This is a genomic window from Streptomyces sp. WMMB303 (assembly GCF_029351045.1).
GTDB lineage: Bacteria > Actinomycetota > Actinomycetes > Streptomycetales > Streptomycetaceae > Streptomyces.
On the sequence record NZ_JARKIN010000001.1, the window covers coordinates 4806890 to 4818737 of the forward strand.

Annotated in this window: 12 protein-coding genes and 1 pseudogene; 10 read left to right on the forward strand and 3 right to left on the reverse strand. The window is 73.4% G+C overall.

Annotated elements, in window-relative coordinates; translation table 11 throughout:
- Positions 1–34 precede the first annotated feature (34 nt).
- The gene (locus P2424_RS21385) at positions 35–490 is read left to right on the forward strand and encodes a DUF6099 family protein (protein ID WP_276477366.1); all 456 of its coding nucleotides are present in this window, start codon (positions 35–37) and stop codon (positions 488–490) included.
- A 21-nt stretch (positions 491–511) separates the two neighbouring features.
- On the opposite strand, the gene P2424_RS21390 is transcribed toward P2424_RS21385, so the two are convergent.
- Complete coding sequence (locus P2424_RS21390) at positions 512–745, reverse strand: heavy-metal-associated domain-containing protein (protein ID WP_276477367.1); 234 nt, start codon at positions 743–745, stop codon at positions 512–514.
- Positions 746–856: 111 nt separating this feature from the next.
- Here P2424_RS21390 and P2424_RS21395 point away from each other — a divergent pair, with 111 nt between their 5' ends.
- The 9 genes from P2424_RS21395 to P2424_RS21435 all read left to right on the forward strand — a co-directional run bounded on the left by P2424_RS21395 (position 857) and on the right by P2424_RS21435 (position 10208).
- The gene (locus tag P2424_RS21395) at positions 857–1780 is read left to right on the forward strand and encodes an LLM class F420-dependent oxidoreductase (RefSeq protein ID WP_276477368.1); all 924 of its coding nucleotides are present in this window, start codon (positions 857–859) and stop codon (positions 1778–1780) included.
- On the forward strand, positions 1777–2697 hold the full coding sequence (gene mmuM, locus P2424_RS21400; RefSeq protein WP_276477369.1) for a homocysteine S-methyltransferase: 921 nt from the start codon (positions 1777–1779) through the stop codon (positions 2695–2697). The genes P2424_RS21395 and mmuM overlap by 4 nt, the downstream gene beginning before the upstream one ends.
- A 75-nt stretch (positions 2698–2772) precedes the next feature.
- Complete coding sequence (locus P2424_RS21405) at positions 2773–4020, forward strand: arginine deiminase (protein WP_276477370.1); 1248 nt, start codon at positions 2773–2775, stop codon at positions 4018–4020.
- Between the two features lie 60 nt (positions 4021–4080).
- Positions 4081–5091: an ornithine carbamoyltransferase gene (argF, locus tag P2424_RS21410; RefSeq protein WP_276477371.1), complete on the forward strand. Its 1011-nt coding sequence runs from the start codon at positions 4081–4083 to the stop codon at positions 5089–5091.
- Between the two features lie 238 nt (positions 5092–5329).
- Positions 5330–6838, forward strand: coding sequence for an amino acid permease (locus P2424_RS21415; protein ID WP_276477372.1), 1509 nt, complete (start codon positions 5330–5332; stop codon positions 6836–6838).
- A gap of 208 nt (positions 6839–7046) precedes the next feature.
- Complete coding sequence (locus tag P2424_RS21420) at positions 7047–7454, forward strand: hypothetical protein (protein ID WP_276477373.1); 408 nt, start codon at positions 7047–7049, stop codon at positions 7452–7454.
- Between the two features lie 139 nt (positions 7455–7593).
- The gene (locus P2424_RS21425; RefSeq protein WP_276477374.1) at positions 7594–8472 is read left to right on the forward strand and encodes a PP2C family protein-serine/threonine phosphatase; all 879 of its coding nucleotides are present in this window, start codon (positions 7594–7596) and stop codon (positions 8470–8472) included.
- Positions 8472–9542, forward strand: a complete 1071-nt coding sequence (locus P2424_RS21430; protein ID WP_276477375.1) for an MASE1 domain-containing protein — start codon at positions 8472–8474, stop codon at positions 9540–9542. The genes P2424_RS21425 and P2424_RS21430 overlap by 1 nt, the downstream gene beginning before the upstream one ends.
- A 9-nt stretch (positions 9543–9551) precedes the next feature.
- Positions 9552–10208: a hypothetical protein gene (locus P2424_RS21435; RefSeq protein WP_276477376.1), complete on the forward strand. Its 657-nt coding sequence runs from the start codon at positions 9552–9554 to the stop codon at positions 10206–10208.
- Positions 10209–10249: 41 nt separating this feature from the next.
- On the opposite strand, the pseudogene P2424_RS21440 reads toward P2424_RS21435, so the two are convergent.
- Positions 10250–10859 (reverse strand): annotated as a pseudogene (locus P2424_RS21440) (DUF4291 domain-containing protein).
- Between the two features lie 81 nt (positions 10860–10940).
- The gene (locus P2424_RS21445; RefSeq protein ID WP_276477377.1) at positions 10941–11765 is read right to left on the reverse strand and encodes an aldo/keto reductase; all 825 of its coding nucleotides are present in this window, start codon (positions 11763–11765) and stop codon (positions 10941–10943) included.
- Positions 11766–11848: the final 83 nt, after the last annotated feature.

The window sequence follows — 11848 nt, forward strand, 5'->3', positions numbered from 1 at the left end:
TCACGCTGGGTGACGACCAGTGAGGGGTAGGCAGATGGACGCAGGCCGGCTCATCGCCGCCACACGCCAGGCCCTCGCGCTCAGCGCGGATGTGTCCGACACTCTCGCCGAGGCATGGCAGGCGCAGGCGCTCGCGGCGGCGGTCGGCAGCCATCTCGCGGTCAGCGGCCCCCCGGCGGTCCGGTCCGAGGCGCTGGGACTGAGCGAGGTGGGCGGCAGGGCCAACAGCTCCAGGAACCAGGCCATGCGGGCCGGAGCGGTGCGCGCCGCCCAGCTCTCGGAGATCGACGACCCCCGGCGCACACTGGACGACCTGGGTGCACTCCTGGCCGAGGCGGGGGTCGCCCTGGTCGGCGTCGCGGTCACGGCGGAGGAGGAGGCGCTGTACTGGCAGTGCATGGAAGCCATCGACGCGGCCGACGAGTCGGGCGACCGGATCGCCGCGATCCTCCGCACCCTGGCCATGCGGGAACGCGGCAGCCTGGCCTGACCGCACGGCGACCGCGCGGCACTACTCCCCGCAGCCGGTGACGAGTTCGTAGCCCGCCTCGTCCACCGCCTCGCGGACGGCCGCGAGACCGGGAAGTGCGCCGCCGAGGAGGGTGACGGTGTCGTGCTCGACGTCGACCACCACCTCGGTCACCCCCGGGAGCCGGCCCAGCTCCGCGGTGACGGTATCGGCGCAGTGGCCGCAGGCCATGCCCAGCACCGTGTAGCTGCGGCCGCGGTCACCCGGCGCGGTCATGCGGCGGGCTCCGGGGCGTCCGGGAGATGCCGCGTTCCCTCCGGGACGTGGCGGGCGGCCCGGGCCGGTGCCCGCGCCCCGGACCGCCGTGCGACCAGGCAGTATGGGGGCATGCGACTGCGAATCTTCACCGAGCCCCAGCAGGGGGCCGACTACGACACACTGCTGAAGGTCGCGAAGGCCACCGAAGACCTCGGCTTCGACGCGTTCTACCGCTCCGACCACTATCTGGCCATGGGCGACTCCGATGGACTCCCCGGGCCCACCGACGCCTGGATCACCCTGGCCGGGCTCGCCCGGGAGACCAGCCGCATCCGGCTGGGCACGCTCATGACCGCCGGGACCTTCCGGCTGCCGGGTCCGCTGGCGATCCAGGTGGCCCAGGTGGACGCCATGTCCGGCGGCCGCGTCGACTTCGGCCTGGGCGCGGGGTGGTTCGAGGCGGAGCACACGGCCTACGGCATCCCCTTCCCCAAGGAGAAGTTCGGCCGGCTGGAGGAGCAGCTCGCGATCATCACCGGGCTGTGGGAGACCCCGGCGGGTGAGACGTTCAGCCACCAGGGCACCTACTACCAGCTCACCGACTCCCCCGCGCTGCCCAAGCCGCGCCAGGAGCACATCCCGGTCCTGGTGGGCGGCTTCGGGGCCACCCGCACGCCGCGGCTGGCGGCGCGCTACGCGGACGAGTTCAACGTGCCCTTCGGCTCCCTCGCGGACACCGAGCGGCAGTTCGACCGGGTGCGGGCCGCCGCCCGGGAGCGCGGCCGCGACGCCGCTGAGCTGGTGTACTCCAACGCACTGGTGGCCTGCGTGGGCCGGGACGACGCGGAGGTGGCCCGCCGCGCGGCGGCGATCGGCCGCGAGGTGTCCGAGCTGAAGGAGAACGGACTGGCGGGCACACCGGAGGAGGTCGTGGACCGGATCGGCCGGTTCGGCGAGCTGGGCAGCTCCCGCGTCTACCTCCAGATCCTCGACCTGGGCGACCTGGACCACCTGGCACTGATCGCGGACCAGGTGCAGGCCAAGCTGTCGTGACCCCGCATCCCGCGTCCCCACTCGCCCGGGCGCTCGACCGAGGCGCCGTACTGTTGGACGGCGGTCTCGCCGACCAGTTGGCGGGGCAGGGCAACGACCTCGGAGACGAGCTGTGGTCGGCCCGCCTGCTGGCCGAGGCGCCCGGGGAGGTCGAGGCCGCACACGCGGCGTACGTCCGGGCGGGGGCGCGGGTACTGATCACCGCCGGCTACCAGGCGTCGTTCGAGGGCTTCGCGCGCCGGGGGTGGGATGCGGCGCAGGCCGCGGCGCTGTTCCGGCGCAGTGTGGAGCTGGCGCGGGCGGCGGCGCGGGACGCGACGGAGGAGCAGGTGTGGGTCGCGGCGTCGGTCGGCCCCTACGGGGCGGTGCTCGCGGACGGCAGCGAGTACCGGGGCCGGTACGGGCTGAGCGTCGCGGAGCTGGCCGACTTCCACCGGCCGCGGATCCAAGCCGTGGCGGCGGCCGACCCGGACGTCCTCGCGCTGGAGACGGTGCCCGACGCGGTGGAGGCCGAGGCGCTGCTGCGGGCCGCGGCGGACTGCGGGCTGCCGGTGTGGCTGAGCTGCACGGTGGCGGGCGGGCGCACCCGTGCGGGGCAGCCGCTGGCGGAGGCTTTCGGGCCCGCCGCGGGCAATCCGCAGGTGCTCGCGGTCGGTGTGAACTGCTGCGCGTCCGAGGAGGTGGACGGGGCGCTGGAGGCGGCGGCGCGGGCGTGTCCGGGGGTGCCGCTGGTCGCCTATCCGAACAGCGGCGAGGGCTGGGACGCGGCACGGGCCCGGTGGACGGGGTCGCCGTCGTTCGCGGCTGGGCGGGTTCCGGGGTGGGTGGCGCGCGGGGCCCGGCTGGTCGGCGGCTGCTGCCGGGTGGGGCCGCGGGACATCGCCGCGGTGGGGCGGCTCCTGCGGCAGGACGGCTGAATCGGGCGGGGCGCGTGCGGCGGCGGGGCCTGTCGACTCCTCGCGGTGCGCGGGGCGCTCCGTCAGGATGAGCGCATGGGATTCCATGTCGACTCCGAGACCGGGCGGCTGCGCCGCGTCATCGTGCACCGGCCGGGGCTCGAACTGAAGCGGCTCACCCCCACCAACAAGGACGACCTCCTCTTCGACGACGTGCTGTGGGTGCGCCGGGCGCTGGAGGAGCACGACGCGTTCGCCGGTACGCTGCGCGAACTCGGCGTCGAGGTGCACCTGTTCGGGGATCTGCTGGCGGAGGCGCTCGACGTCCCCGCCGCCCGCGCGCTGGTCCTGGACCGGGTCTTCGACGAGAAGGAGTACGGGCTGCTGGCCACCGGCCATCTGCGGGACTCCTTCGACCGGCTGCCGACGGCCGAGCTGGCCGAGGCGTTGATCGGGGGCATGACCAAGCGGGAGTATCTGGAGCGCTGCGCCGAACCGGCGTCGGTGCGCTTCCACGTGATGGACGAGGACGACTTCCTGCTGGCCCCGCTGCCCAACCACATTTTCACCCGGGACACCTCGGCGTGGGTCTACGACGGGGTGTGCATCAACGCGATGCGCTGGCCGGCGCGGCAGCGCGAGACCGTCCACTTCGAGGCCGTCTACCGGCACCATCCGCTGTTCGCGGCCGCCGCGGACGGCGGTTCCGGCGGCGGTTTCCACACCTGGGCGGGTGGCCAGTCGGCGTACCCGGCCACCATCGAGGGCGGCGACGTGCTGGTCCTGGGCAACGGCGCGGTGCTGGTCGGGATGAGTGAGCGGACCACTCCGCAGGCCGTGGAGACGCTGGCACACGGACTGTTCGCGCAGGGCTCGGCCCGGTCGATCGTCGCACTGGACATGCCCAAGCGCCGGGCCTTCATGCACCTGGACACGGTGCTGACGATGGTCGACGGGGAGACCTTCACCCAGTACGAGGGGCTGGGCATGCTGCGCTCGTACACGATCGAGCCGGGGTCCGGGGACCAGGAGCTGAAGGTCTCCGACCACTCCCCGGAGCACATGCACCGGGCCGTCGCGGCGGCGCTGGGGCTGGACCGGATCCGGGTGCTGACCGCGTCGCAGGACGTGCACTCCGCCGAGCGGGAGCAGTGGGACGACGGCTGCAACGTGCTGGCCGTCGAGCCGGGTGTCGTAGTGGCCTATGACCGGAACGTGACGACCAATACGCACCTGCGGCGGCAGGGGGTCGAGGTGGTGGAGATCCCCGGGGGCGAGCTGGGGCGGGGGCGCGGCGGGCCGCGCTGTATGAGCTGCCCGGTGGAGCGGGACCCGGTCGTATAGGAATTCGGTGCGCCGTATATAATTGCGGACAGCACTGCACGCGCGCACCTAGGAGCCCCCATGGCAGCAGATCTCACCGGCCGCCACTTCCTCAAGGAGCTGGACTTCACGCCGGAGGAGTTCGGCGATCTGGTCTCCCTGGCCGCCGAGCTGAAGGCGGCGAAGCGGGAGGGTACCGAACAGCCGCGACTGCGGGGCCGGAACATCGCGCTGCTCTTCGAGAAGTCCTCCACGCGCACGCGCTGCGCCTTCGAGGTCGCCGCCGCCGACCAGGGGGCGCACACCACCTATCTGGATCCGGCCGGCTCACACCTGGGCGTGAAGGAGTCCATAAAGGACACCGCGCGCGTGCTCGGGCGGATGTTCGACGGGATCCAGTACCGCGGCAGCGGGCAGACCAAGGTCGAGGAGCTGGCCGCGCACGCCGGGGTGCCGGTCTTCAACGGGCTCACCGACGCGTGGCACCCCACCCAGATGCTCGCCGACGTGCTCACCATGACCGAGCACGCACCCGGCGCGCCCGGCCGGCCGCCGGCGGAACTCGCGTACGCGTACCTGGGCGACGCGCGCAACAACATGGGCAACTCCTACCTGGTCACCGGGGCACTGCTGGGGATGGACGTGCGGATCGTGGCCCCGCGCCCGCTGTGGCCCGAGGAGCCGGTGGTCGCCCAGGCCCGTGCGGTCGCCGAGCGCACCGGCGCGCGGATCACCCTGACCGAGGACGTGGCCGAGGGCGTCGCCGGCGCCGACTTCGTCACCACCGACGTCTGGGTCTCCATGGGCGAGCCGCAGCAGGTGTGGGCCGAGCGGATCGCACTCCTGAAGCCCTACGCGGTGACCATGGACGTCCTGCGGGCGACCGGGAACCCCGAGGTGCGCTTCCTGCACTGCCTGCCGGCCTTCCACGACCTGGGCACGGCGGTGGCCCGGGAGATCCACGAGCAGCACGGGCTGACCTCGTTGGAGGTCACCGACGAGGTGTTCGAGTCGGCGTACTCGGTCGTCTTCGACCAGGCCGAGAACCGGCTGCACACGATCAAGGCGGTACTGGTGGCCACGCTGGGCTGAGGCCGGCCGCTCACCCGTGCTCGGCGCGAGTTGTGCGGCTGTGCGGCTGTGCGGCTGTGCGCATAGTCATACGGATATCCGCGGGATCATGCAGCCGAGGCACTTACGATGGAGGACACCTCGAAGGGTTCGGGCACCCGCCCGGACCCTTCCCTTGTGTCCCCGTGCCAGGCATCCCTGCGCACGTCCCGCCTGTGCACCCACCCCGTGCACACCCCCGCACCATCCTGGAAGTCCCATGCCCCGCACCGGCCCGCGTCTGAAGTCCCCCGATCTGCTGGTCGCCGAATCCGGCGCCGACCTGGAGGGGCACGGCCTCAAGCGCACCCTCGGCCCGTTCCAGCTCGTGTGCTTCGGTGTGGGCGCGATCGTCGGCACCGGCATCTTCGTCGGCCTGTCCGACACCGTCGCCGAGGCCGGTCCCGCCGTCCTCGTCTCGTTCGTCCTGGCCGCGCTGACCTGCGTCTTCACCGCCTTCTCGTTCGCCGAGCTGGGCAGCGCCATCCCGGTCTCGGGCAGCTCCTACTCCTACGCCTACGCCGCACTCGGGGAACGTGCGGCGTTCCTGGTGGGCTGGTGCCTGCTGCTGGAGTACGGCGTCTCGGTCTCCGCCGTCGCGATCGGCTGGGGGCAGTACCTCAACGAGTTGCTGGAGAACACCGTGGGTGTGCGCATCCCGGCCGCCCTCGCCGACGCCCCCGGGCACGGCGGCGTCGTCAACGTACCGGCGGTGGTCGTGATGCTGCTCGCCGCCGTGCTGCTGGTGCGCGGCGTGCGGGAGAGCGCCCGGGCCACGGCCGCGATGGCGGTCATCAAGGTCGGCATCCTGGTGCTCTTCTGCGCCATCGCCTTCACCGCCTACGACGCCGGGAACCTCTCACCGTTCGCGCCCGAGGGCCTGGGCGGCATCGGAGCGGGCGCCTCGCTGGCCTTCTTCTCCTTCATCGGGTTCGACGCCATCTCCACGGCCGGTGAGGAGGTCAGGAACCCCCGCCGGAACATCCCGCTGGCGATCCTGGTGACCATCGGCTGCGTGGCGCTGCTCTACTGCCTGGTGTCGGTCGCGGCCATCGGCGCGATGCCCTGGGAGCAGGTGGGCGGCAAGCCCGCCGCGCTCTCGCTGATCGTCGACCACGCCACGGGCTCGGCCTTCGGCTCGACCGTGATCGCGCTGGGCGCGGTGGTGGCCATCGCCTCGGTGGTGCTGGCGGTGATGTACGGACAGACCCGGATCCTGCTGTCGATGTCCCGGGACGGGCTGGTGCCGCGGGTGTTCGCACGGGTCTCGCCCAGGACCTCGACCCCGGTCGCCAACACCTGGATCGTCGCCGTCGTCTTCGCCGTCCCCGCCGCCGTGGTGCCGCTGGACGTCGTGCTCGACATGACGGTGATCGGCACCCTGGCGATCATGGCGGTGGTGAACGTGTGCGTCCTGGCGCTGCGCCGCTCGCAGCCCGGGCTGCGGCGCAGCTTCCGGGTGCCGTTCTCCCCCTGGTCTCCGCTGCTGGGTGTGGCGCTGAGCCTGTATCTGATGTCCGGACTGCCGCTGATCACCTGGGTCCAGTTCGCGGTCTTCCTGGTGATCGGAGCGCTGGTCTACGCCCGCTACGGACGGCCACGCTCCCGGTTGTCCGGGGCCACCGGGGAACAGCCCCCCGGCGGGAAGTTCCCGGGCGGCGCCCCCACGGGCGGAGAGTCGCCGAACGGGGACCCGTCGGCCGCGTCCCGTTCCTCGGTCGGCGCCTGACGGCCGCAGACCCGGCCTCCGGCCGCCGGTTCGGCACCCGCACGGCGCCCCGACGCGGGTACGGTGCACCCGGCGGCCACCGCGCGCCCTCCGCCCCGCACCGGTGCGCGTCGGCGCGCACGGCGCCGCCGACCACCGGCGGTACGCCTCGCACCGGCCCGCGGACCGCGGGAGCGGGGGCAGGGCGAGTGACAGAGCGGAGAGTGCGATGCGCGTGGGACTGCTGAGGGCTGTCGGAGCGGCGACGGCCGTGTACGGAGCTGCTGTCACGGCCTGGCCGGCGCTGCTGGCGAAGCCGTCCGGGCTGGTGGACCACGACGGCCGGACCGCCCCCGACACCCGGACCTCGCTGCGGCCGCTGGCCTGGCGGGACGCGGTCAGCGGCCTCGCCCTGGTGCTGGCCCCGGAGGGCCCGGCGCTGCGGACGGCCGCCTGGCTGCGGATCGCGGCCGACCTGGGCGACGCGGTACTGCTCGGCACGACCCTCCCCCGCGCCACTCGCGCCAAGGCCGTGGCCGTCTCGGTGGGCTGGGGCGCGCTGTCGGTGGCCGCGCTGTGCGCGGGCCGGGAGGACGAGGACATGGACGAGGACACGCAGGCAGCCGGGAGGGACTGACCCTGCCCTCCCTCGAGCCCGGTGCCCGCCCGGAACCGCGGTGCCGACGCGGCCCCACCGCCGCCTCCGGTGCCGGGGCCGCCCTCCGTGCGCATGCGCTCACCGGGCGCGGCCGCCCGGCCGGGGCTACGCTCGGATCATGGAGGGTCGGGGTCGGCACCGTCACGCGCGGCCCGCGAGCGCGGACGATCTGCTCTCGCAGCTCGGACAGCTCACCGCCCGGGTCCGCGAGGAGGTCGAGGTCCAGCGCGCGCGGGTCGAGCTGGCCGAGGCCCTGCAACGCGGCATGCTGCCCTCCACGCTGCCCACCGCGCCGGGCCTGCGGGTCGCGGCCCGCTACGCCCCGGCCCGCAACGGCCTGGACATCGGAGGCGACTGGTACGACGGCTTCCTGCTGTCCGACGGCACCCTCAGCTTCTCGGTGGGCGACGTCCAGGGGCACGACGTGGAGGCCGCCGCCTACATGGGCCAGGTGCGCATCGCGCTGCGGGCCGTGGCCGCCATGGGGTCGACGGATCCCGGCGAGATCCTGCACACCGCCAACGAACTGCTCGCCGCGATCGACAACCCGCTCTTCGCCACCTGCGTCTTCCTGCGCTTCGACCCGCGCACCTGGAGCGTGCACACCGCGCGCGCCGGACACACGGGCGCGGTATGGGCGCGGGCCGACGGGGTGTCCGGCATCATCGACCACACCCCGGAGGAGATCGGCCTGCCGCTGGCCGTGCTGGAGGGCCAGACCTACACCGTCACCGAGTACCGCTTCACCCAGCCGGGTGCATTGGCGCTGCTGACCGACGGTGTCGTGGAGGGGCCGCGCTTCCCGTTGGAGCAGGGCCTCGACCAGGTGGCGCGAGTGCTGCGGGACGGCGTGCGCGAGGACCCCGAAGTGCTCGCCGACCGGGTGATGGAGGTGGCGGAGCAGACCGGGCACACCGACGACGCGGCCGTACTGGTGCTCAGCTATGACGGGCCTGAGGCGTGTCAGACGGACCGTGCGGCGCCGGGCGTTGTCTGATGAACGATGTGCCCCCCAGCGAGACGCCAGCCGACCGCCCGCCGGAACCCGCTCCCGCGCCGGCCGGCGCGGCGCTGCTCGGCGACACCCGGTCGAGGCTGCTGGCGGCCTCTGTACTGCGGCTCGTCGTGCTCGCTCTGCTCTACTACGGGGGCGGACGGCTCGGCCTGCTGTGGCAGGTGGCGGTCGAGGGTGCGGTCGTCACCCCGTTCTGGCCGCCGACCGGTATCGCCGTCGCCGGACTGCTCTGGTTCGGACTCCGGGTGTGGCCGGGTGTTGCCCTCGGCGCGCTGCTGGTGCTCACCAATATGGGGCCGCTGAGCTGGACCTCGCTGGGCTCGGTCGCGGGCAGTACGCTCGCCCCGGTCCTCGCCTGCCTGCTGCTGCGCCGCGCGGGATTCCGCGAACAGGTGGACCGGCTGCGGGACGGGGTGAGCCTGGTCTTCCTCGCGGCGTTCCTGGGCATGCTGGTGAGCGCGACCGTGGGCACCCTGATGGTGGTGGCCGGCGGCAACCTCACGCTGCACGAGTTCTGGCCGGTCTGGTCCGCGTGGTGGGCGGGCGACGCGGTCGGAGTCCTGGTCGTCACCCCGCTGCTGCTGTCCCTGCCCAAGCTGGGCCGGCCGCGCAGCGTCCTGCAGGCGGTGGAGGCGCTGGGGCTGGGGGCGGCGACGACGGTACTGGCCATCGTGGTGACCCGTGCCCCCATGGACCTGCTGTTCCTGATCTTCCCGCTGCTGGTGTGGGCCGCGCTGCGGTTCCAGCTCGCGGGCTGCGCGGTGAGCACGACCATTCTCGCCGTCGCCGCGACCGGGGCCGCCACCGCGCGGGTGGGAGTCTTCGCGCGGGAGGACCTGATCACAGGCATGATCACGCTCCAGGCTCTGAACGGTTCCGCCGCGCTGACCACGCTGCTGCTGGCCGCCGTCACCGCCGAGAAGCGCAACACCCACCGAAGGATCGCCGCCGCCTGCGAAGACCTCGCCGAGATGGTGGAGGTCCTCGCCCCGCAGGGCCGCGGCCCGCGTTCGTTCCCGGCGGGCGGCCGGACGGGGCAGCGCCAGGGATAGGGTCCCGCCATGGCCCTGCCTCCGCCCGCCGAGCCCCCGTCCGTGCCGTCCCTGTCCGTGCCGTCCCTGTCCGCGGCCGCATGGGAGGGGGCGCTGGACACGCTGGGACCGTGGCTGGCCGCGGTGGGCCCGCGGCAACACGCCGACTGGTTGCAGGACGTCTCGGCGGTGCTGCGGCTCGGCACCCGGGATCCGCGGGGCTGGCGCACCCTCGACCAGCACGCGGGGAGCCCCTCGCGCACCTCACAGGCTCCGTACTATCCGCTGGCCCTGGTGGACGCGCACCACCTCGACCGCCACCTGGAGCTGATCACCCGGCGGGAAGCCACCATGCTGCTGACGCGCCACTGCGCCGAGTACGGCGGGCCCCCGTTCCACCCCCGTTCCGAGGCGGCTCTGCGTGCGGCGGCCCGCACCCTCCTGGCCAGGTTCGGCCCCGCCGCCGAGTTCGCCACCAACGAGGACCTGATGCCCGACGAGTTCGTCGACGACGCTTTCGACGAGGAGGAGAGGGGCGCGGAGGCCCCCGACAGGTGCCGTCGGCCGCTCGCGGTCTCCTGTCTCGCCCATCCGACCGCCGAGCGGGACGGCTACCTCATGGACATGGGCGTGATCGCCGCTTCGGAGACCGAGGTCGGCGTCTTCTGGAACTACTTCATCGACTGACCCCGGCCCCTGCCGAACTGCGCCGACGCGCGGCGGCAGTCTCAGGCGGCCAGGTGCGCGAGAAGTTCGGGGCCCGCCGGATAGGGCTCCTCGACGGGCAGCAGGCTGCGCGCACCCGTCAGGTCACCGGCGCGCACGGCGGCGTGCACCCGGTGGGCGAGCGGAGTGACGTCGGTGAGGGAGACGGTCCACTCGTCGGCGTAGCGGCGTGCGGCCTCACCCGCGAGGCCGAGCTGGAGGGAGCGGTGGGGCAGCGGGCGCAGGTGCAGGTCGCGTTCGGGATCCCACTGCACCCGGGCCGGGGACTCCCGCAACTTCCGCTTCCACGCCGCGCGGTCGGGATGCCGGTCCGGGTCGTGGTGCGACAGGCAGGCGTGGCGCAGCGCCCACTCGAAGCCCTCGCGGGTGATCTCCACGGCCAGCACGGTCTCCTGGTCCTGCTTGGTGGCCCAGCCGCAGCGGTACATCATCCACAGGAAGGACGGCTTGATCCAGGTCATCCGGTCCCGCTTCCAGGCTGCGGGGAACCGCCCGTCACGAGCGGCCGGCACGCCGATCCGGGGGGGCGTACGCCTGGTAGACGGTGACCGTGGTTGCCGTGTGCGACGCACGGATCCGATGCGTGGGTTGTTCGTGCTGATGTTCTGACACGGCCACCAGGATCGCCGCACCGGCGGCCCGCCGGCCACCGGATTTCCGGCGGGCCGGGCGGGCGGCGACAGGGGCGGCCGCTCAGAGGATCTCCAGCGGACCCTTCCGGCGCGGCGGCGGGAACGCCTCGTCCAGCACGGCACGGTCCTCGTCGGTGAGCCGCAGATCGGCCGCCGCGCGGTTCTCCTCGACATGCGCGCGCACCGACGCCTTGGGGATGGCGATGACGTCCTCGTGGCGCAGCACCCAGGCCAGCGCCACCTGCGCGGGGGATACTCCGTGCACGTCGGCGACCGTGCGCAGTGCGGGGTGCTCCAGCAGCCGCCCCTGCTCGACCGGGGAGTAGGCCATCACGGGCACCGCCAACTCGCGGCAGCGGGGCAGCAGATCGAACTCGGGCCCGCGCCGGGAGAGGTTGTAGAGCACCTGGTCGGTCTCCGGCACGGCTCCACCGGGCAGGTCGGCGAGGTCGTCGGTGTCGAGGTTGCTCACTCCCCAGAAGCGGATGTCGCCCTGGCGTACCAAGTCCTCCAGCGCCTCGACCGTCTCGGCCAGCGGGACACCGCCGCGCCAGTGCAGCAGATACAGGTCGATGCGGTCGGTGCCCAGCCGGCGCAGGCTGGCCCGGCACGCCTCGACGGTGCCGCGCCGGTCGGCGTGGGAGGGCAGCACCTTGCTGACGAGGAACACCTGGTCCCGGCGGCCTTGCACGGCCTCGCCGACCAACTCCTCGGCGGCGCCACTGCCGTACATCTCGGCGGTGTCGATGAGCGTCATGCCCAGGTCGATACCGGTGCGCAGCGCCTCCAGCTCCCGGGCCCGGCGGGAGGGGTCGTCGCCCATGTGCCAGGTGCCCTGGCCCAGGGCCGGGACGGCGGTACCGGAGGGGAGCTTCACAGTGCGCACGAGTTCGCGGTCCTTTCCGTGGGCGGCGGTTGCGGCCGGGCCCGGCGGGATGCACCGGTCCGGCGGGAGACGGGTACCCGGCG

Coding starts and splice junctions, on each gene's coding strand:
- P2424_RS21385 (WP_276477366.1), top strand. CDS start 35: ATGGACGCAGGCCGGCTCATCGCCGCCACACGCCAGGCCCTCGCGCTC.
- P2424_RS21390 (WP_276477367.1), bottom strand. CDS start 745: ATGACCGCGCCGGGTGACCGCGGCCGCAGCTACACGGTGCTGGGCATG.
- P2424_RS21395 (WP_276477368.1), top strand. CDS start 857: ATGCGACTGCGAATCTTCACCGAGCCCCAGCAGGGGGCCGACTACGAC.
- P2424_RS21405 (WP_276477370.1), top strand. CDS start 2,773: ATGGGATTCCATGTCGACTCCGAGACCGGGCGGCTGCGCCGCGTCATC.
- argF (WP_276477371.1), top strand. CDS start 4,081: ATGGCAGCAGATCTCACCGGCCGCCACTTCCTCAAGGAGCTGGACTTC.
- P2424_RS21415 (WP_276477372.1), top strand. CDS start 5,330: ATGCCCCGCACCGGCCCGCGTCTGAAGTCCCCCGATCTGCTGGTCGCC.
- P2424_RS21420 (WP_276477373.1), top strand. CDS start 7,047: ATGCGCGTGGGACTGCTGAGGGCTGTCGGAGCGGCGACGGCCGTGTAC.
- P2424_RS21425 (WP_276477374.1), top strand. CDS start 7,594: ATGGAGGGTCGGGGTCGGCACCGTCACGCGCGGCCCGCGAGCGCGGAC.
- P2424_RS21430 (WP_276477375.1), top strand. CDS start 8,472: ATGAACGATGTGCCCCCCAGCGAGACGCCAGCCGACCGCCCGCCGGAA.
- P2424_RS21435 (WP_276477376.1), top strand. CDS start 9,552: ATGGCCCTGCCTCCGCCCGCCGAGCCCCCGTCCGTGCCGTCCCTGTCC.